Annotated in this window: 15 protein-coding genes, 4 tRNA genes and 1 riboswitch; of the genes, 16 read left to right on the forward strand and 3 right to left on the reverse strand. The window is 58.0% G+C overall.

Annotated elements, in window-relative coordinates:
* The first annotated feature begins 213 nt into the window (after nucleotides 1-213).
* The 6 genes from aruF to astE all read left to right on the forward strand — a co-directional run bounded on the left by aruF (nucleotide 214) and on the right by astE (nucleotide 6,683).
* On the forward strand, nucleotides 214-1,233 hold the full coding sequence (gene aruF / locus ACIPIN_RS24825) for an arginine/ornithine succinyltransferase subunit alpha (RefSeq protein ID WP_401123336.1): 1,020 nt from the start codon (nucleotides 214-216) through the stop codon (nucleotides 1,231-1,233).
* 108 nt (nucleotides 1,234-1,341) lie between these two features.
* A complete protein-coding gene (astA, locus tag ACIPIN_RS24830) occupies nucleotides 1,342-2,367 on the forward strand; it encodes an arginine N-succinyltransferase (RefSeq protein WP_123426779.1) in 1,026 nt (341 codons plus the stop codon).
* On the forward strand, nucleotides 2,364-3,833 hold the full coding sequence (astD, locus tag ACIPIN_RS24835) for a succinylglutamate-semialdehyde dehydrogenase (RefSeq protein WP_401123387.1): 1,470 nt from the start codon (nucleotides 2,364-2,366) through the stop codon (nucleotides 3,831-3,833). The genes astA and astD overlap by 4 nt, the downstream gene beginning before the upstream one ends.
* A 129-nt stretch (nucleotides 3,834-3,962) precedes the next feature.
* Nucleotides 3,963-5,309 (forward strand): N-succinylarginine dihydrolase, encoded by a 1,347-nt coding sequence (gene astB, locus ACIPIN_RS24840; protein WP_401123339.1) that lies wholly within the window; start codon nucleotides 3,963-3,965, stop codon nucleotides 5,307-5,309.
* 63 nt (nucleotides 5,310-5,372) lie between these two features.
* Complete coding sequence (locus ACIPIN_RS24845) at nucleotides 5,373-5,660, forward strand: topoisomerase II (RefSeq protein ID WP_262114062.1); 288 nt, start codon at nucleotides 5,373-5,375, stop codon at nucleotides 5,658-5,660.
* A 12-nt stretch (nucleotides 5,661-5,672) separates the two neighbouring features.
* Entirely contained in the window at nucleotides 5,673-6,683 is a 1,011-nt protein-coding gene (astE, locus tag ACIPIN_RS24850) for a succinylglutamate desuccinylase (RefSeq protein WP_401123342.1), read from the forward strand.
* A 153-nt stretch (nucleotides 6,684-6,836) separates the two neighbouring features.
* Here the strand turns inward: astE and ACIPIN_RS24855 are convergent, their stop codons facing one another.
* Entirely contained in the window at nucleotides 6,837-7,346 is a 510-nt protein-coding gene (locus ACIPIN_RS24855; protein WP_401123345.1) for a 6,7-dimethyl-8-ribityllumazine synthase, read from the reverse strand.
* Between the two features lie 120 nt (nucleotides 7,347-7,466).
* Nucleotides 7,467-7,637, reverse strand: a riboswitch (FMN riboswitch).
* A 216-nt stretch (nucleotides 7,638-7,853) separates the two neighbouring features.
* Between ACIPIN_RS24855 and ltaE the strand changes: the two genes are divergently transcribed.
* The 7 genes from ltaE to ACIPIN_RS24890 all read left to right on the forward strand — a co-directional run bounded on the left by ltaE (nucleotide 7,854) and on the right by ACIPIN_RS24890 (nucleotide 13,822).
* Nucleotides 7,854-8,858 carry a low-specificity L-threonine aldolase gene (ltaE, locus tag ACIPIN_RS24860; RefSeq protein ID WP_401123348.1) on the forward strand — a complete coding sequence of 335 codons (1,005 nt, stop codon included), beginning with the start codon at nucleotides 7,854-7,856 and terminating at the stop codon, nucleotides 8,856-8,858.
* Between the two features lie 146 nt (nucleotides 8,859-9,004).
* The gene (gene alaS / locus ACIPIN_RS24865) at nucleotides 9,005-11,629 is read left to right on the forward strand and encodes an alanine--tRNA ligase (protein WP_401123350.1); all 2,625 of its coding nucleotides are present in this window, start codon (nucleotides 9,005-9,007) and stop codon (nucleotides 11,627-11,629) included.
* Between the two features lie 89 nt (nucleotides 11,630-11,718).
* Nucleotides 11,719-12,960, forward strand: a complete 1,242-nt coding sequence (locus ACIPIN_RS24870) for an aspartate kinase (RefSeq protein ID WP_262114057.1) — start codon at nucleotides 11,719-11,721, stop codon at nucleotides 12,958-12,960.
* 186 nt (nucleotides 12,961-13,146) lie between these two features.
* Nucleotides 13,147-13,335 carry a carbon storage regulator CsrA gene (gene csrA / locus ACIPIN_RS24875; protein ID WP_003178872.1) on the forward strand — a complete coding sequence of 63 codons (189 nt, stop codon included), beginning with the start codon at nucleotides 13,147-13,149 and terminating at the stop codon, nucleotides 13,333-13,335.
* Nucleotides 13,336-13,397: 62 nt separating this feature from the next.
* Nucleotides 13,398-13,488 (forward strand) — tRNA-Ser (locus tag ACIPIN_RS24880).
* 108 nt (nucleotides 13,489-13,596) lie between these two features.
* Nucleotides 13,597-13,673, forward strand: a tRNA-Arg gene (locus ACIPIN_RS24885).
* 72 nt (nucleotides 13,674-13,745) lie between these two features.
* Nucleotides 13,746-13,822, forward strand: a tRNA-Arg gene (locus ACIPIN_RS24890).
* A gap of 19 nt (nucleotides 13,823-13,841) precedes the next feature.
* On the opposite strand, the gene ACIPIN_RS24895 is transcribed toward ACIPIN_RS24890, so the two are convergent.
* Complete coding sequence (locus ACIPIN_RS24895; protein WP_401123389.1) at nucleotides 13,842-14,354, reverse strand: DUF4124 domain-containing protein; 513 nt, start codon at nucleotides 14,352-14,354, stop codon at nucleotides 13,842-13,844.
* A gap of 320 nt (nucleotides 14,355-14,674) precedes the next feature.
* Between ACIPIN_RS24895 and mgtE the strand changes: the two genes are divergently transcribed.
* A complete protein-coding gene (mgtE, locus tag ACIPIN_RS24900; protein ID WP_401123354.1) occupies nucleotides 14,675-16,117 on the forward strand; it encodes a magnesium transporter in 1,443 nt (480 codons plus the stop codon).
* 165 nt (nucleotides 16,118-16,282) lie between these two features.
* Here mgtE and ACIPIN_RS24905 read toward each other — a convergent pair whose 3' ends face one another.
* The gene (locus ACIPIN_RS24905; RefSeq protein WP_008066583.1) at nucleotides 16,283-16,609 is read right to left on the reverse strand and encodes an Arc family DNA-binding protein; all 327 of its coding nucleotides are present in this window, start codon (nucleotides 16,607-16,609) and stop codon (nucleotides 16,283-16,285) included.
* A gap of 368 nt (nucleotides 16,610-16,977) precedes the next feature.
* Here ACIPIN_RS24905 and phnN point away from each other — a divergent pair, with 368 nt between their 5' ends.
* A complete protein-coding gene (gene phnN / locus ACIPIN_RS24910; protein WP_401123357.1) occupies nucleotides 16,978-17,580 on the forward strand; it encodes a phosphonate metabolism protein/1,5-bisphosphokinase (PRPP-forming) PhnN in 603 nt (200 codons plus the stop codon).
* 193 nt (nucleotides 17,581-17,773) lie between these two features.
* Nucleotides 17,774-17,850: transfer RNA gene (locus tag ACIPIN_RS24915), tRNA-Arg, on the forward strand.
* Nucleotides 17,851-18,073 lie beyond the last annotated feature (223 nt).

Consider the following 18,073-nt stretch of genomic DNA (forward strand, 5'->3'; position numbering starts at 1 on the left):
CGCCTGAGGATTCAGGCGTCGAACCCAATTTTTAGTCCGGGCAAGATCCAGGTGGGAGCGGGCTTGCTCGCGAAGGCGGACTGACATTCAGCATCAATGTTGAATGTCATGGCCTCTTCGCGAGCAAGCCCGCTCCCACACTTGAGTCCAAGTGTCTTGAGGGTCGACCCGGATTTTTTCCTCTGTGTGTTTTTTCGAGAAAGGAGTGACACCATGCTGGTGATGCGCCCCGCGCAAATGGCTGATCTGGGCGAGGTACAGCGTCTGGCTGCGGACAGCCCGATTGGTGTCACCTCCTTGCCGGATGATGTCGAACGCCTGAGCGACAAGATCGCAGCAAGCGAAGCCTCGTTCGCTGCCGAAGTCAGCTTCAACGGTGAAGAAAGCTATTTTTTCGTCCTCGAAGACACCGCCACCGGCAAACTGGCCGGCTGCTCGGCCATCGTTGCGTCGGCCGGTTATTCCGAGCCGTTCTACAGTTTCCGAAATGAAACCTTCGTGCACGCCTCTCGCGAGCTGAAGATTCATAACAAGATCCACGTGCTCTCCCAGTGCCACGACCTGACCGGCAACAGTCTGCTGACCAGCTTCTACGTACTGCCGGAGTTGGTGGGTTCGGCCTGGTCGGAACTCAACTCTCGCGGTCGCTTGCTGTTCGTCGCCAGCCATCCGGAGCGTTTCGCTGATTCGGTGGTGACCGAGATCGTCGGTTACAGCGACGAAAACGGCGACTCGCCGTTCTGGGATGCCATCGGTCGTAACTTCTTCGACTTGAACTACGCCGCCGCCGAGCGTTTGTGCGGGCTCAAGAGCCGGACTTTCCTCGCCGAGCTGATGCCGCATTACCCGATCTACGTGCCGCTGCTGCCGGACTCCGCCCAAGAGGCGATGGGCCAGGTGCACCCACGTGCGCAGATCACCTTCGACATCCTGATGCGCGAAGGCTTCGAGACCGACCACTACATCGATATTTTCGACGGCGGCCCAACGCTGCACGCACGTGTTTCGGGGATTCGTTCGATCGCCCAGAGCCGTGTGGTGCCGGTGAAGATTGGCGAACCCGTCAAAGGTGCCGGTCGTCAGTACCTGGTGGCCAACGCCCAGTTGCAGGATTACCGCGCGATATTGCTCGAGCTGGACTATGCGCCGGGTAAACCGGTGACTCTGGATCTTGAAGCAGCCGAAGCCCTGGGCGTCGGTGAAGGTGCCAGCGTACGCCTGGTGGCGGTTTAACGCCTGCCGCTGTGCCTATAAAGAGTGCCTATTAAAGAGTGCCTGGAAAGAACTCCAGAAAGCAGCGAGTTTCACGGGTGGCGCAAGCGGCCCGTTTGAGGAGATAGCATGATCGTTCGTCCCGTACGCAGCAGCGATTTACCCGCTCTGATCGACCTGGCCCGCAGCACCGGCACCGGCCTGACCACCTTGCCGGCCAACGAAGAGCGTCTGTCTCATCGGGTTGGCTGGGCTGAAAAGACCTTTCGCGGCGAAGCGGGGCGCGGCGACGCGGATTACCTGTTCGTGCTCGAAGACGATAACGGTCGCGTGGTCGGTATCTCCGCCATTGCCGGCGCTGTCGGCCTGCGTGAGCCTTGGTACAACTTCCGGGTCGGTCTGACCGTCAGCGCATCGCAAGAGCTGAACATCTACCGCGAAATCCCGACGCTGTTCCTGGCCAACGACTTGACCGGTAATTCCGAGCTGTGCTCATTGTTCCTGCACGCCGATTACCGTTCCGGCCTCAACGGCCGTATGTTGGCCAAGGCGCGGATGTTGTTCATCGCCGAGTTCCCGCAGTTGTTCGGTAACAAGATTATCGCCGAGATGCGCGGTGTGTCCGATGAAGCCGGGCGCTCGCCGTTCTGGGAAAGCCTGGGTCGGCACTTCTTCAAAATGGAATTCAGCCAGGCTGATTACCTGACTGGCGTGGGCAACAAGGCGTTCATCGCCGAGCTGATGCCGAAGTTTCCGCTGTATACCTGCTTCCTCTCTGAGGACGCGCGCAATGTGATCGGCCAGGTTCACCCTGACACCGAGCCGGCGCTGGCGATGCTCAAGAGCGAAGGTTTCAGCTACCAGGGTTACGTCGACATCTTCGACGCCGGTCCTGCGGTTGAATGCGAAACCGGCAAGATCCGCGCGGTCCGCGACAGCCAGGCGCTGGTGCTGGCCATCGGTACCCCAGGTGACGATGCGACGCCATTTTTGATTCACAACCGCAAACGCGAAGACTGCCGGATCACTGCCGCGCCAGCACGCTTTGCCGCCGGTACGCTGGTGGTCGACCAACTGACCGCCAAACGTCTTCAACTCAATGCCGGCGATCAAGTACGTGCCGTGCCGTTGTCTGCTGCTCGGGAGTCGAAATAATGAATTCGCTTTATATCGCAGGTGAATGGCTGGCTGGCCAGGGTGACACGTTCGAATCGCTGAACCCGGTGACCCAGCAAGTCCTGTGGTCGGGGCAGGGCGCTAGCGCCGCTCAGGTCGAAAGCGCCGTGCAAGCCGCGCGTCAGGCGTTCCCGGCCTGGGCCAAACGTTCCCTGGAAGATCGCATCGGTGTGCTGGAAGCTTTTGCCGCCAGCCTGAAAAAACATGCGGACGAACTGGCCCACTGCATCGGTGAAGAAACCGGTAAGCCACTGTGGGAAGCCGCGACTGAAGTGACCAGCATGGTCAACAAGATCGCCATTTCGGTGCAGAGCTACCGCGAACGTACTGGCGAGAAAAGCGGCCCGCTGGGCGACGCCACCGCCGTGCTGCGCCACAAGCCTCACGGCGTGGTCGCAGTGTTTGGCCCTTATAACTTTCCTGGGCATTTGCCGAACGGTCACATCGTTCCGGCGCTGTTGGCCGGTAACAGCGTGCTGTTCAAGCCAAGCGAGCTGACCCCGAAAGTCGCCGAGCTGACGGTCAAGTGCTGGATCGAAGCCGGCCTGCCGGCTGGCGTACTGAACCTGCTGCAAGGTGCGCGTGAAACCGGGATCGCTCTGGCGGCCAATCCGGGCATCGATGGTCTGTTCTTCACCGGTTCCAGCCGTACCGGCAACCACCTGCATGCGCAGTTCTCCGGTCGTCCGGACAAGATCCTCGCGCTGGAGATGGGCGGCAACAACCCGCTGGTGGTCGATCAGGTCGCAGACCTCGACGCTGCGGTGTATACCATTATTCAGTCGGCGTTCATTTCTGCCGGTCAGCGTTGCACCTGCGCCCGTCGTTTGCTGGTACCGCAAGGCGCCTGGGGCGACACGCTTCTGGCGCGTCTGGCGGCAGTCAGCGCGACTATCGAAGTCGGCGCGTTCGATCAGCAACCAGCACCGTTCATGGGCTCGGTGGTTTCTCTGGCCGCCGCAAAAGCATTGATGGACGCGCAAGAACACTTGCTGGCCAACGGCGCCGTGTCGCTGCTGGAAATGACTCAGCCACGGGCTAACGCCGCGTTGCTGACCCCAGGCATTCTTGACGTAAGCGCGGTCGCCGATCGCCCTGACGAAGAGCTGTTCGGCCCGTTGCTGCAAGTGATCCGCTACGCTGATTTCGAGGCGGCGATCGCTGAAGCCAACGACACCCAATACGGCCTGGCCGCAGGTTTGCTGTCGGATTCCGAAGCGCGTTACCAGCAGTTCTGGCTGGAAAGCCGCGCCGGTATCGTCAACTGGAACAAACAGCTGACCGGCGCCGCGAGCAGCGCGCCATTCGGCGGTGTGGGTGCCTCGGGCAACCATCGCGCCAGCGCCTATTACGCGGCGGATTACTGCGCGTACCCGGTAGCCTCGCTGGAAACCCCGAGCCTGACACTGCCGGCCGCCCTGACCCCAGGCGTACGGATGTCGTAAGACCGCTTTCGCGAGCAAGCTATGCTCCTACAGGTTCGATGTGATCCCTGTAGGAGCAAGGCTTGCCCGCGATGACCGCGAAGCGGTCAAACCGAATTTATAACAACAGATTCTCGTGGAGCCTCGCTGATGAAATCCTATGAAGTCAATTTTGACGGTCTAGTGGGGCCGACCCATAACTACGGCGGTCTGTCCTACGGCAACGTCGCGTCCCAGAGCAACAGTCAGCAGTCTTCCAATCCGAAGGAAGCGGCGCTGCAAGGCCTGGCGAAAATGAAAGCGCTGATGGAAATGGGCTTTCAGCAAGGCGTACTTGCGCCGCAAGAGCGCCCGGATGTGGCTGGACTGCGTAGCCTGGGTTTCAGCGGCACCGACGCTCAAGTGATCGAGCAAGCCGCCAAACAGGCGATGCCGTTGCTGGTTGCCAGTTGCTCGGCGTCGAGCATGTGGGTGGCCAACGCCGCCACGGTCAGCCCAAGCGCTGACACCGCAGACGGTCGCGTGCACTTCACTGCCGCCAACCTCAACTGCAAATACCACCGCAGCATCGAACACCCGACCACCAGCCGCGTGCTGGGGGCGATGTTCGCTGACCAGAAACACTTCGCCCACCACGCAGCATTGCCTGCCGTGGCGCAGTTCGGTGACGAAGGCGCGGCCAACCACACGCGTTTCTGCCGTGAATACGGCGAAGCCGGTGTCGAGTTCTTTGTGTTCGGTCGCAGCGCGTTTGATACTCGCTACCCGGCACCGCAGAAGTACCCGGCGCGTCAGACCCTCGAAGCTTCGCAAGCGGTTGCCCGTTTGCACGGCTTGAGCGATGACGGCGTGGTGTACGCTCAGCAGAATCCTTCGGTGATCGACCAGGGCGTGTTCCATAACGATGTGATCGCAGTCGGTAACGGCGAAGCGCTGTTCTATCACGAGGACGCGTTCCTCGACACCGAACAGATGCTCGCTGAGCTTTCGGCCAAGCTCGCCAAGCGTGGCGGCCAGTTCAAGGCGATCTGCGTACCGCGCTCCCAGGTATCGGTCGAAGACGCCGTGCGTTCCTATCTGTTCAACAGCCAGTTGCTGTCTCGCGCTGACGGTTCGATGCTGCTGATCGTGCCGCAAGAGTGCCAGAACAACCCGCGCGTCTGGCAGTACCTGCAAGAGCTGACCAGCTCCGGCGGCCTGATTCGCGAAGTGAAAGTCTTCGATCTCAAGCAAAGCATGCAGAACGGCGGTGGCCCGGCTTGCCTGCGGTTGCGTGTCGCACTGAATGAAACCGAGCTGGCGGCCGTCAACCCAGGGGTTATCATGACCCCGCCGTTGTATGGCACGCTGACCCAATGGGTCGACAAGCACTACCGTGACCGCATGACCGAAAACGATCTGGCGGACCCACAATTGTTGCTTGAGTGCCGGACGGCACTGGATGAACTGACGCAAATCCTTAAACTGGGCGCGGTTTATCCATTCCAGATCAATTGAAAGCCCGCGTCCTGCTCATGAAGAGTCGGACGCGTTGCTTTATCTCCAGATGAGAACGTAATAATGAGCGATACCCTGCAGCTGATTCTTGAAGACACCGACGGCACTCAACTGGAAACCTCCTGCACCCGCGTTGCGGTCATGTGGCAAGGCAAAGAGTTGTGGATTCAGCAAGACGGCCGTGGCCAATTGCTGATCGGTGTCGATGTCGAAGAAGGTGATGCTGAATACGCCAACCTGCTGCTGCGCCCATTGGCGACTAATCTGGTAAGTCTGCAACTGGAAATGGAACCGGCTGAAGTCGGTGACGAAGACCATGTGCATGGCCCGGATTGCAAACACGATCACTAAGGAATTCGCTCTATGCTCGCCCTCGGCAAACTGCTTGAACTGACCCTCGCCGGCCGTGAACCGGCGGAGAAGACTCAACTGACTGTCGAAGGCGTGCGGATGCGCTGGCTGAGCGAAGGTGCGCTGGAAGTGCGGCCACCGGAGGCTCGCGACAATGGCCTGGACTTGCTGTTGTCGGCCGGCATCCACGGTAACGAAACAGCACCGATCGAGTTGCTCGATCGCCTGTTGCATGACATCGCCCGCGGTGAGTTGAAGCCGCGCGCACGTATTCTGTTTCTGTTCGGCAACCCCGAGGCCATGCGCCGCGGCGAGCGTTTTATCGAGCAGGACGTCAATCGGCTGTTCAATGGCCGTCACGAACTCAGCAGTGGTTCCGAAGCGCTGCGAGCCTGTGAGCTGGAGCGTCTGGCAGCAAGTTTCTTCAATCTGCCCGACCGCGACCGTTTGCACTACGACCTGCACACCGCGATCCGTGGATCGAAAATCGAGCAGTTCGCGCTGTATCCCTGGAAAGAAGGTCGCCAGCATTCCCGTCATGAACTGGCCCGCCTGCGCGCTGCCGGCATGGAGGCGGTGCTGTTGCAGAACAAGCCGTCCATCGTTTTCAGTTCGTACACCTACGACAAGCTCGATGCCGAGTCTTTCACCCTTGAGCTGGGCAAGGCCCGACCGTTCGGGCAGAACGACGGGGTTAATGTCTCGCGTCTCGAAACCCTTTTGAAGCAGATCATCGAAGGCACCGAGCCGGAGTTGGCAGAAGAGAGTCTGGATGGTTTGCAACTGTTCAGCGTGGCGCGGGAAATCATCAAGCACAGCGACAGCTTCCACTTGAACCTGCCGGCGGACATCGAGAATTTCTCGGAGCTGAAAAAGGGGTATCTGCTGGCCGAGGACATCGCCCAGACCCGCTGGATCGTCGAGGAGGAAGGGGCGCGAATCATCTTTCCGAACCCGAAGGTCAAGAACGGCCTGCGCGCCGGCATTTTGATAGTGCCGACTACTGCCGAAAATCTGGTCTGACCTGAATCTCAAGCCAAACCGAGAACCAATGTGGGAGCGAGCCTGCTCGCGATAGCGGTTTAACATTCAACGACGATGTTGACTGTTAGTCCGCCATCGCGAGCAGGCTCGCTCCCACAGGTATTGCATCATCCCAGAGAGCGGGTGTGAGGCTTAGACGGCTACCGCACGAGGCTCGCTGCGACGCAAGGCACGCATCTTGTGCAGCGTATCGGCGCAGGTCTTCGCCGCTTCCTGACCTTTGTGCACGAAGTGCTCGAAGAAGAACTTCTGGTGCTCTTCGCCTGCATGGAAGTGATGCGGGGTCAGCACGACCGAGAACACTGGCACTTCAGTTTCCAGCTGAACCTGCATCAGGCCGCTGATCACTGACTGGGCGACGAACTCGTGACGGTAGATGCCGCCGTCAACCACTAAACCTGCAGCGACGATGCCCGCGTAACGGCCGGACTTGGCCAGCAGCTTGGCGTGCAGGGGAATTTCAAAGGCGCCGCCGACTTCAAAAAAGTCGATATCCGATTCCTGATAGCCCTGAGCGACCATTTCGGTGACGAAGCCCTTACGGCTTTGATCAACGATTTCCTTGTGCCAGCACGCCTGGATAAACGCTACGCGTTCGCCCTGATGGTTTTTGCTTTTGCTATCGATTGCGGTGGGTTGCATCTGTTCTGACTCCTGTTTGTGTGAAAAACAGGGCGTTATGAATCGAATGGGATTTAAGGGTACGTGCAGGTCAGGCGTGCAGTGCATGCGCGCTGCCCACGGACGGCCCTTTGGTGCCAATCCCGTTCTCTCTTCATCCGGACTATGACCGTCGGCCCCGGGATCACACCGGGTCTGCTGACCTTGCCATCACCACTGCCCAAGGCTTAAGTGACACCAAGCGCTCGCGGGCTATGCGCATTGCGCGCAATTACCGCCGGTGGGGAGTTGCACCCCGCCCTGAGAACGTTTTGCTGCCAGATTTTCTGGCGGCGGAGAGTTTTTAACACATATTTGTGGGCTGCGCATCGCTGCTTTCTGATGATATATATCGGTTTTTCCGTTGGCTTGAGCAGTCTTTTCCTGGCTCAGGCCTTGATTAATCGCGGCGTTGGCCGCAGTAATCCTCTTCGAAAAAGATTTCCCTTATCAGCAGCGACGTTAGCGTCCTATTCCGAGGCCTGATTCATGAGCGTTATCGATCTTCGTAGCGACACAGTCACCCAACCGACCGCAGGGATGCTTGACGCGATGGCCACGGCGGTCACCGGGGATGACGTCTACGGCGAAGATCCAACGGTCAATCACCTTGAAGCTGAACTGGCCAGACGTCTGGGGTTCGCCGCGGCGCTGTTCGTGCCGACGGGCACCATGAGCAACTTGCTGGGGTTGATGGCTCACTGCGAGCGCGGTGACGAGTACATCGTCGGCCAACAGGCGCACACCTATAAGTACGAAGGTGGCGGGGCAGCGGTGCTGGGCTCGATCCAGCCGCAGCCGCTGGAAGTTCAGGCCGACGGTTCGCTGGACCTGGCTCAGGTGGCGGCCGCTATCAAACCGGATGACTTCCACTTCGCCCGGACCCGTTTGCTGGCGCTGGAAAACACCATGCAAGGCAAAGTGTTGCCGCTGGAGTACCTGGCGCGAGCTCGAAGCTTTACCCGTGAACAGGGTTTGTCACTGCACCTGGATGGCGCGCGGTTATACAACGCAGCGGTCAAGCTGGGCGTGGATGCGCGGGAAATCACTCAGCACTTCGATTCGGTGTCGGTGTGCCTGTCTAAAGGCCTTGGCGCGCCGATCGGTTCGGTGCTCTGTGGTTCGGCCGAGTTGATTGGCAAGGCCCGTCGTCTGCGCAAGATGGTCGGTGGCGGCATGCGTCAAGCCGGCATTCTCGCGGCGGCAGGCTTGTATGCGCTGGATCACAACGTGCAGCGCCTGGCGGATGACCACGCCAACGCGCAGTTTTTGGCTGAAGGCCTGCGAGCGGCAGGGTATGAAGTCGAGCCGGTGCAGACCAATATGGTTTACGTACAGATGGGCGACAAAGCCGATTCTATCAAGGCGTTTGCCGCTGAGCGCGGGATCAAGCTCAGCGCCGCCTCACGCTTGCGCATGGTCACTCACATGGACGTCAGCCGGGTGCAGATCGAGCAGGTGATCGCGACTTTCGTCGACTTTTCCCGTAAATGATAATGCTGGCCGTCCAATTGACCGTTTCTATCGTATAAACACGCTGTACCGCGCGCGCAGGGCCGATATAATGCGGCCCTTTGCCGTCGCTTCGTCCGTTGACGATTCGCACAGGCCTTTGGCCGCAGCCTCCGTGGAAGAACCTAATGAAAAGCGCAGAAATCCGTGAAGCCTTCCTTCGCTTCTTCGAAGAGCAAGGCCACACCCGTGTAGCCTCCAGCTCTTTGATTCCGGGCAACGACCCAACCCTGCTGTTCACTAACGCGGGGATGAACCAGTTCAAGGACTGCTTTCTGGGCCAGGAAAAGCGCGCCTATACCCGCGCCGTCAGCAGCCAGAAGTGCGTTCGCGCCGGTGGCAAGCACAACGACCTGGAAAACGTCGGTTATACCGCCCGTCACCACACTTTCTTCGAAATGCTGGGTAACTTCAGCTTCGGTGACTACTTCAAGCGTGATGCGATCACTTACGCCTGGACTTTCCTGACCTCCGACAAGTGGCTGAACCTGCCGAAGGAAAAACTCTGGGTTACGGTCTACGCCAGCGATGACGAGGCGTACGACATCTGGACCAGGGAAGTCGGGGTTCCGGCCGAGCGCATGGTTCGTATCGGCGACAACAAAGGCGCGCCATACGCGTCCGACAACTTCTGGACCATGGGCGATACCGGCCCGTGCGGTCCTTGCACCGAGATTTTCTACGATCACGGCGCCGACATCTGGGGTGGCCCACCAGGCTCGCCGGAAGAAGACGGCGACCGTTACATCGAAATCTGGAACAACGTGTTCATGCAGTTCAACCGCACCGCCGATGGCGTGTTGCACCCGTTGCCAGCGCCGTCGGTGGATACCGGCATGGGTCTTGAGCGGATCAGTGCCGTGCTGCAGCACGTTCACTCGAACTATGAAATCGACCTGTTCCAGAGCCTGCTGAGCGCTTCGGCCAAGGCCATCGGTTGCACCAACGACAACCAGGCTTCGCTGAAAGTCGTGGCTGACCACATTCGTTCCTGCGGTTTCCTGGTCGCCGACGGCGTGCTGCCGTCCAACGAAGGTCGCGGCTACGTGCTGCGCCGGATCATTCGCCGCGCTTGCCGTCACGGCAACAAGCTGGGCGCCAAGGGCAGCTTCTTCTATCAGATCGTTGGCGCACTGGTTGCCGAGATGGGCGTAGCCTTCCCTGAGCTGAAATCCCAGCAGGCGCACATCGAGCGTGTGCTGAAAGCCGAAGAAGAGCAGTTCGCCAAAACCCTGGAGCAGGGTCTGAAGATTCTCGAGCAGGATCTGGCTGAACTCAAAGGCGATGTGGTGCCAGGCGACGTGGTGTTCAAGTTGTACGACACCTACGGCTTCCCGATGGACCTGACCGGCGACATCGCTCGCGAGCGCAGCCTGACCATCGACGAAGCGGGCTTCGAGCGCGAAATGGAAGCCCAGCGCGTCCGTGCACGTTCGGCCAGCTCCTTCGGTATGGATTACAACAGCCTGGTCAAGGTTGACGTGGCCACCGAGTTCACCGGTTACACCGCTCACAGCGGTTCGGCCAAAGTCGTTGCTCTGTATAAAGACGGGCAATCGGTCGACGTATTGAGCGAAGGCGAAGAGGGCGTGGTCGTTCTCGATCAGACACCGTTCTATGCGGAATCCGGTGGTCAGATCGGTGATTGCGGCTTCCTCCAGGCTGGCGCTGCGCGTTTCGACGTGCGCGACACCACCAAGACCGGCGGTGCGTTCCTGCACCACGGTGTGCTGGATTCGGGCAGCCTGATCGTTGGCTCGCCCGTTCAGGCCCAAGTGGATGCCGACGTACGTCACGCCACTTCGCTCAACCACTCCGCGACTCACTTGCTGCACGCGGCATTGCGTCAGGTGCTGGGCGGGCACGTTCAGCAGAAAGGCTCGTTGGTCGACAGTCAGCGTCTACGCTTTGACTTCAGTCACTTTGAAGCGATCAAGCCTGAACAGCTCAAAGCGCTGGAAGAAATCGTCAACGCCGAAATTCGCAAGAACTCCGACGTTGAAACCGAAGAAACCGACATCGATACCGCCAAGCAAAAAGGCGCCATGGCGCTGTTCGGCGAGAAGTACGGCGACAGCGTGCGCGTACTGAGCATGGGCGGCGACTTCTCCGTCGAGCTGTGCGGTGGCATCCACGCCAGTCGCACCGGCGACATCGGCCTGCTGAAAATCATCAGCGAAGGCGGCGTGGCTTCTGGCGTACGTCGTATTGAAGCAGTGACAGGCGCTGCGGCACTGGCTTACCTGAACGCTGCGGAAGAGCAACTCAAGGAAGCGGCCAACCTGGTCAAGGGCAGCCGCGACAACCTGATCGACAAGCTGTCGGCTGTGCTTGAGCGCAACCGTCTGCTGGAAAAGCAACTCGAGCAGTTGCAAGCCAAGGCCGCCAGTGCGGCGGGCGACGACCTGTCGGCTTCTGCCCAGGACGTCAAAGGCGTGAAAGTCCTGGCCGTGCGTCTCGATGGTCAGGATGGCAAGGCGCTGCTGGCGCTGGTCGATCAACTGAAGAACAAACTCGGTCGCGCAGTGATCCTGCTCGGCAGTGTCCATGAGGAAAAGGTCGTATTGGTAGCGGGTGTGACCAAGGACCTGACTGGCCAACTCAAAGCCGGTGATTTGATGAAGCAAGCCGCTGCGGCAGTGGGCGGGAAGGGCGGTGGTCGTCCGGACATGGCGCAAGGCGGTGGTACTGACGCTGGCGCACTGGATGCTGCATTGGCCCTGACCGTGCCGTTTGTAGAGCAGGGTATTTAAGGCAGCGTGCCGAGCCCGTCGTCTAGTGGCGGGCTTGCAGCTGTTTGAGTGATTATTGGGCGCCCTTCATGGGCAGAGGCGGCTTTGAAATGGCTTTGATCGTACAGAAATTTGGAGGCACCTCAGTCGGCACTGTCGAGAGAATCGAGCAGGTCGCCGACAAGGTTAAGAAATTCCGCGATGCCGGCGATGACCTGGTGGTTGTGCTGTCTGCAATGAGCGGCGAGACCAACCGTCTGATCGATCTGGCCAAGCAAATCAGTGGCGACGATCAACCGGTTCCCCGTGAGCTGGATGTCATCGTCTCCACCGGTGAGCAGGTGACGATTGCACTGCTGGCCATGGCGCTGATCAAGCGCGGCGTACCGGCGGTGTCGTACACCGGCAACCAGGTACGGATTCTGACGGACAGCGCGCACAATAAAGCGCGTATCTTGCAGATTGACGACCAGAAGATTCGCGGTGACCTGAAGGCCGGTCGCGTGGTTGTCGTTGCCGGTTTCCAGGGCGTCGATGAGCACGGCAACATCACCACCCTCGGTCGTGGCGGTTCCGACACCACCGGCGTGGCGCTGGCAGCGGCCCTGAAGGCTGATGAGTGCCAGATCTACACCGATGTCGACGGCGTCTATACCACCGACCCGCGCGTGGTGTCCGTGGCTCAGCGCCTGGACAAGATCACGTTTGAAGAGATGCTGGAAATGGCCAGCCTCGGTTCCAAGGTGTTGCAGATCCGTGCGGTCGAGTTCGCCGGTAAGTACAACGTTCCGCTGCGCGTACTGCACAGCTTCAAGGAGGGTCCGGGCACCCTCATTACTATTGATGAAGAGGAATCCATGGAACAGCCGATCATTTCCGGCATCGCTTTCAATCGCGATGAAGCCAAGCTGACCATCCGTGGCGTGCCAGACACCCCGGGCGTGGCCTTCAAGATTCTCGGCCCGATCAGTGCCGCGAACATCGAAGTCGACATGATCGTGCAGAACGTTGCGCACGATAACACCACCGACTTCACCTTCACTGTGCACCGCAACGACTACCAGGCGGCCCAGACCGTGCTGGAAAACACCGCTCGCGAGATCGGTGCCCGTGAAGTCGTTGGCGACACCAAGATCGCCAAGGTGTCGATCGTCGGCGTCGGCATGCGTTCTCACGCAGGCGTTGCCAGTCGCATGTTCGAAGCCCTGGCTAAAGAAACCATCAACATCCAGATGATCTCGACTTCGGAAATCAAGGTTTCCGTAGTGATCGAAGAGAAGTACCTGGAATTGGCTGTGCGCGCGCTGCACACGGCTTTCGAACTGGACGCTCCGGCCCGACAGGGCGAGTGATGCGTTGCCCAAAGGGCGCGGTCTGACCGCGCCCTTTGTTTTCTTGAGTGGCGCGACAGAATCCTGTTCTTTTGCTCGTGCTGGTCAATACTTAGGCGTGTAGGGCTGCGATCGTTCCGGTTGTAGGTCGAGCGCCTTTTTTTTGCAGACTGTTGTCCCTGAAATGAAATGCGTGAGGAGAAAGGTATGCTGATTCTGACTCGTCGGTGCGCAGAAAGCCTGATTATTGGTGATGGCGAAATCACCGTGACCGTGCTCGGCGTCAAAGGAAATCAAGTGCGTATTGGCGTTAACGCGCCTAAAGAGGTGGCTGTTCACCGTGAGGAAATCTACCTGCGGATCAAGAAAGAGAAGGACGACGAACCAAGCCATTAATTTTTATCGTTTTTTATGTTTGCAAACGGGGAAAAGGTTGGTTAAGATACGCCCCGTGTTGCGGAGAGCTGGCCGAGTGGCCGAAGGCGCTCCCCTGCTAAGGGAGTACACCTCAAAAGGGTGTCGGGGGTTCGAATCCCCCGTTCTCCGCCATTATTTGTTTAGTACGTTGTAATCTGGCTTCTTCGGTAAGTTGTTGAAATTACTAGAAAAAAGCGCTTTACAAAAAGATTCAACGGCCTATAATGCGCGGCAACAAATGCACTCGTAGCTCAGCTGGATAGAGTACTCGGCTACGAACCGAGCGGTCACAGGTTCGAATCCTGTCGAGTGCACCATTTAAGGGTTGTTTGCAGTCATGCAGGTAACCTTGCTTCAACCAGTTGTGATCTGGTCTAAAAACACAAATTGCACTCGTAGCTCAGCTGGATAGAGTACTCGGCTACGAACCGAGCGGTCACAGGTTCGAATCCTGTCGAGTGCACCAAACACCAAAAAGCCTGCGTCTAACGCGGGCTTTTTGCTGTCTGGGATTTGCCTTTTACACATCCCTTCTCATCGAACACGATTTGCGCGCTACGACCTTTCTTGCTGTCGTAGCGATAATTCGTTGTCGCGTTCCGAATACTGATCTTGTCTGGTTTACCCAGTGCGCTTTCAACTTCCTGCTGGCTCATGCCTGGAATGATCCGCTGATTGATGATCGCTTCGCGACGCTCCTTGGCGCTGAGTAGATTTCCGCATTTGTCATTCATTTGGCCGACAACGGTCGGATCTCTCGGTGTGCTTTTGATACCTGATGTTTCCTGATGGTTGGCGCCGGGAAGCATTGCCTCGAATTTGAAAAGGCTTGGGTTGTAAATGTTCTGCCGCGACAGTGCCTCTCCAGGAGGGCAGCTCAGCGTCGTGTAGGTAATGCGGCCCTTGGCGTCTTCGCATCGATGCACAGTCGTTGCAGTGGCCTGCAGGGACAGGCAGAGCAGGGCGATCAACAGGGTTGCGAGTATTTTCCTGGGCATTGGGCGTCCTCCATGACAGTCACGATCAAGGGTAGTCACTACATTTTTCAGTGGTGGCGTGTTTTCTTTTCAGGATGAGTCGTCGCAGTTTCACGGATGCGGACAGTGTTCAGGTTTGCGTCGCAAGCGCTTGTTCCTGGCCGGATTTTTTAACGTTCAAAGCCGTCAAGCGGTGTATGATTGCGCCCGTCAGCCCCGCCGGGGCTTGTGGAATACCTCCATGGACTTACCCAGTAGTTACTCAGTATCCCGTTTTACCAATCATGAATTGACTGATTGATCCTTCCGGCGTGCCCCGCTGCTGGGAGTGGAGTTCGCCTATGACTGAAGTTGAAGTAAAGAAAACGCAAGAAAGCTTGCAAGACCGCCTTGCTCAAGTCGTTGAGCTGCTGCAGCGCCAGCGGGTGGTCGAAGACCTGACTCATCGCCAGGAAGGTCATCATCACGATCTGGTCGAAAACCTGGTCCACCGGCAAAACCTCGTCGAGTTGCAACGCAAACTCGATGATCTGCACTCCGCCGACGTTGCCTACATACTTGAAGCCTTGCCGCTCGCCGAGCGTCTGACTGTCTGGCAGTTGGTCAAGGCCGAGCGCGACGGCGACATCCTGCTCGAAGTGTCCGACTCGGTTCGTGAAACCCTGATCGCTGATATGGACGATCAGGAGCTCTTGGCTGCGGCCAAGGAGATGGATGCCGACGAACTTGCTGACCTGGCCCCCGAGCTGCCGCGAGACGTCGTCCACGAGCTGATGGAAACCCTCGATGGTCAACAGCGTGAGCGCGTTCGCTCCGCGTTGTCCTATGACGAGGAGCAGGTCGGTGCATTGATGGACTTCGAGATGGTGACGATCCGCGAGGATGTCAGTCTTGAAGTGGTTCTGCGTTACTTGCGTCGCCTCAAAGAGTTGCCAAGTCATACCGACAAGTTGTTCGTGGTTGACTACGACGGCGTGCTCAAAGGTGTGCTGCCGATCAAACGACTGCTGGTCAATGATCCTGACAAGCAAGTCTCGGAAGTCATGGCCAGCGACCCGGTGAGTTTTCACCCGGATGAAGACGCCTACGATGCCGCACAGGCTTTTGAGCGTTATGACTTGATTTCGGCGCCGGTGGTCGACAAGAACGACAAGCTCATTGGTCGTCTGACCATCGACGAGATGGTCGACCTGATTCGTGAAGAGAGCGAAAACGAAGTTCTCAACATGGCGGGCCTGCGTGAAGAGGAAGATATTTTCGCGTCAGTCTGGAAATCCCTGCGCAACCGTTGGGCCTGGCTGGCGATCAACCTGATTACCGCGTTTGTTGCATCGCGGGTAATCGGTTTGTTTGAAGGTTCTATCGAGAAGCTGGTGGCCCTGGCGGCGTTGATGCCGATTGTCGCTGGTATTGGCGGTAACTCCGGCAACCAGACGATCACCATGATTGTGCGTGCCATGGCGCTCGATCAGGTCAGTACCGGTAATACCTCGCGCCTCATGCGCAAGGAGCTGGCGGTAGGTTTGATCAATGGCCTGGTCTGGGGCGGGGTAATCGGCATGGTGGCCTACCTGCTGTATGGCAGTTGGTCACTGGGGGTGGTGATGACTACCGCCATGACCTTGAACCTGTTGCTGGCGGCGTTGATGGGGGTTTTGATTCCGATGACCCTGGCGCGCGTCGGGCGCGACCCTGCAATGGGCGCGAGCGTCATGATCACGGCCATGACCGACAGCGGTGGCTTCTTCATCTTCCTGGGGCTGGCGACAATCTTCCTGCTCTGAGTTTCTATTGCGTGGCCCTGCTCAAACCAGCAGGCCGCGCACCTTCATTTTTCAATCGATTAGCGTAATGTCGATGGCAACTGAATTTGCTGTCGAGAAAACGATTGCCTGAATTTCAGGCAAAAAAAAGCCAGCACATGGCTGGCTTGAGCTTTCGGGATGTAATCAGGAGGCGTCTGCGGTCATTTCAGCGTCATGGGCAATCAGCGAAACCAGTGCGTTTTGCTGGCGGTGAGAGAGTTGACGGAAGCGTTGAAGCAGTTCGCGTTCGTGCAGTGACAGCTCAGGGCTGTCCAGGCGCATGCTCAATTCTTCGCCCAGCGCGCCTTCCTGAATAAGACTCTGCTCCAGGCGCGCGATGATCTCGGAATTCATGCTGCGGTGATGATTGCGAGCCACCTCGGCAATGCGTTCACGCATCCCGTCTGGCAGACGTACGACGAACTTGTCAGCCGTACGGCTGGAATAAATTGCCTGTTTCAATGGGCGCATATATTTAACCGGTTAGTTCAGGGGAGCGGTTCTCGGAATTGGCCGCAGGATGTCAGTAGGACAAGCTTCGTTACCAAATGTTCAACCTGAATTGATAGAGGCCCGCATCATGCCTCAAATTTGCCAGATCATTGGCGTCAATTCTGTGACAAATATTGAACTGGAAGCAGGCGTTATGCCAGCACCAATTATCAGAAATGCGGACTGGTTTGAAAACAGTTACCGGGTCCGTACATCTGACCGCGTCCTGTTTGCCGTCAGGTGGGTGCTTGAGCGCCCCTGAACGTGCATGCTATGCGGATACGATCTTCGTTCCTTACCTGATACAGAATAGTGGCAAATGGCCGATTTACTAGTGCGAGCAAGTAATGCGAGATGATATCGGGACGCGCGGCAGACTTATTTACGTGATGGGGCCGTCCGGCTCCGGCAAGGACAGCCTGATCGATGCCGCCCGCGATTCTCTGCTTCAGCTCAATTGCGTTGTGGCGCGCAGGGTGATTACCCGGTCGGCTGAATCAGTCGGCGAAGACGCTTTGGGTGTTTCTACGGAGCAATTTGCTCAGATGAGGCGCAAGGGCAGTTTTGCACTGTGCTGGTCTGCCAATGGGCTTGATTACGGTATCCCGTCAGAGATCGATCAGTGGTTGAGTGAAGGCCGTCATGTGCTGATCAACGGCTCAAGAGGTCATTTGCCTGAAGCTATGGCGCGTTATCCGACGCTGTTACCCATATTGCTGACGGTCAAAACAGATGCTCTGCGCAAGCGTCTTGAGCGGCGAGGGCGCGAGAGCGCTGAGGAAATCGAAGCCCGGCTTGAGCGCAATGCCCTGTTTTCAACGGATGCTGCTCAGGAATACTCGGAAGGGATTTTTCAGTTGGACAATTCTGGCGAGCTTTCCACTGCCGTCGACAACTTGCTGGCTCTACTGAAGCGAGAGGGTGTCAGCGCAAAACCGGATCGAATTTGATTCTGTGATCCAGATCGGGGGACGCAATGAATCAAGCGTCCAAAGGTTTGGTTGTCTGGAGCAGTGTTCACGCTCATTGAAGTGCGGGTGCTTGCCTACACTTAATAAGCCCTACAGACGACATGACAAAACCGGGTCTGCCCGTTAACATGCACGCCGTCCATCGCGCCGCATGTCCTTGCGGCCGGCATGTGTCTCAGTAGCTCAATTGGATAGAGCATCCCCCTCCTAAGGGGAAGGTTGGCAGTTCGAACCTGCCCTGGGACACCATATAATCCGGGCCTCTCCAGCAATTTCCCTGACAGTTCAGTTTTTCCGTAACAGCAGGGTGGTAGCAGTAGGCCAAAAAAAGCCCCGCCGGGCGATGACCGGGCGGGGCTTTTTTTATTCTTTTTTGGAAGGCGCCCACGTAAACCCACAATTGTTTGCTGACACCTATAAGGGAACGCCACAAACGGCCGATAACCCAATGGGCCGTTGTCCTGCGCGACGC

Source organism: Pseudomonas sp. NPDC087697 (assembly GCF_044743155.1).
Taxonomy (GTDB): domain Bacteria; phylum Pseudomonadota; class Gammaproteobacteria; order Pseudomonadales; family Pseudomonadaceae; genus Aquipseudomonas.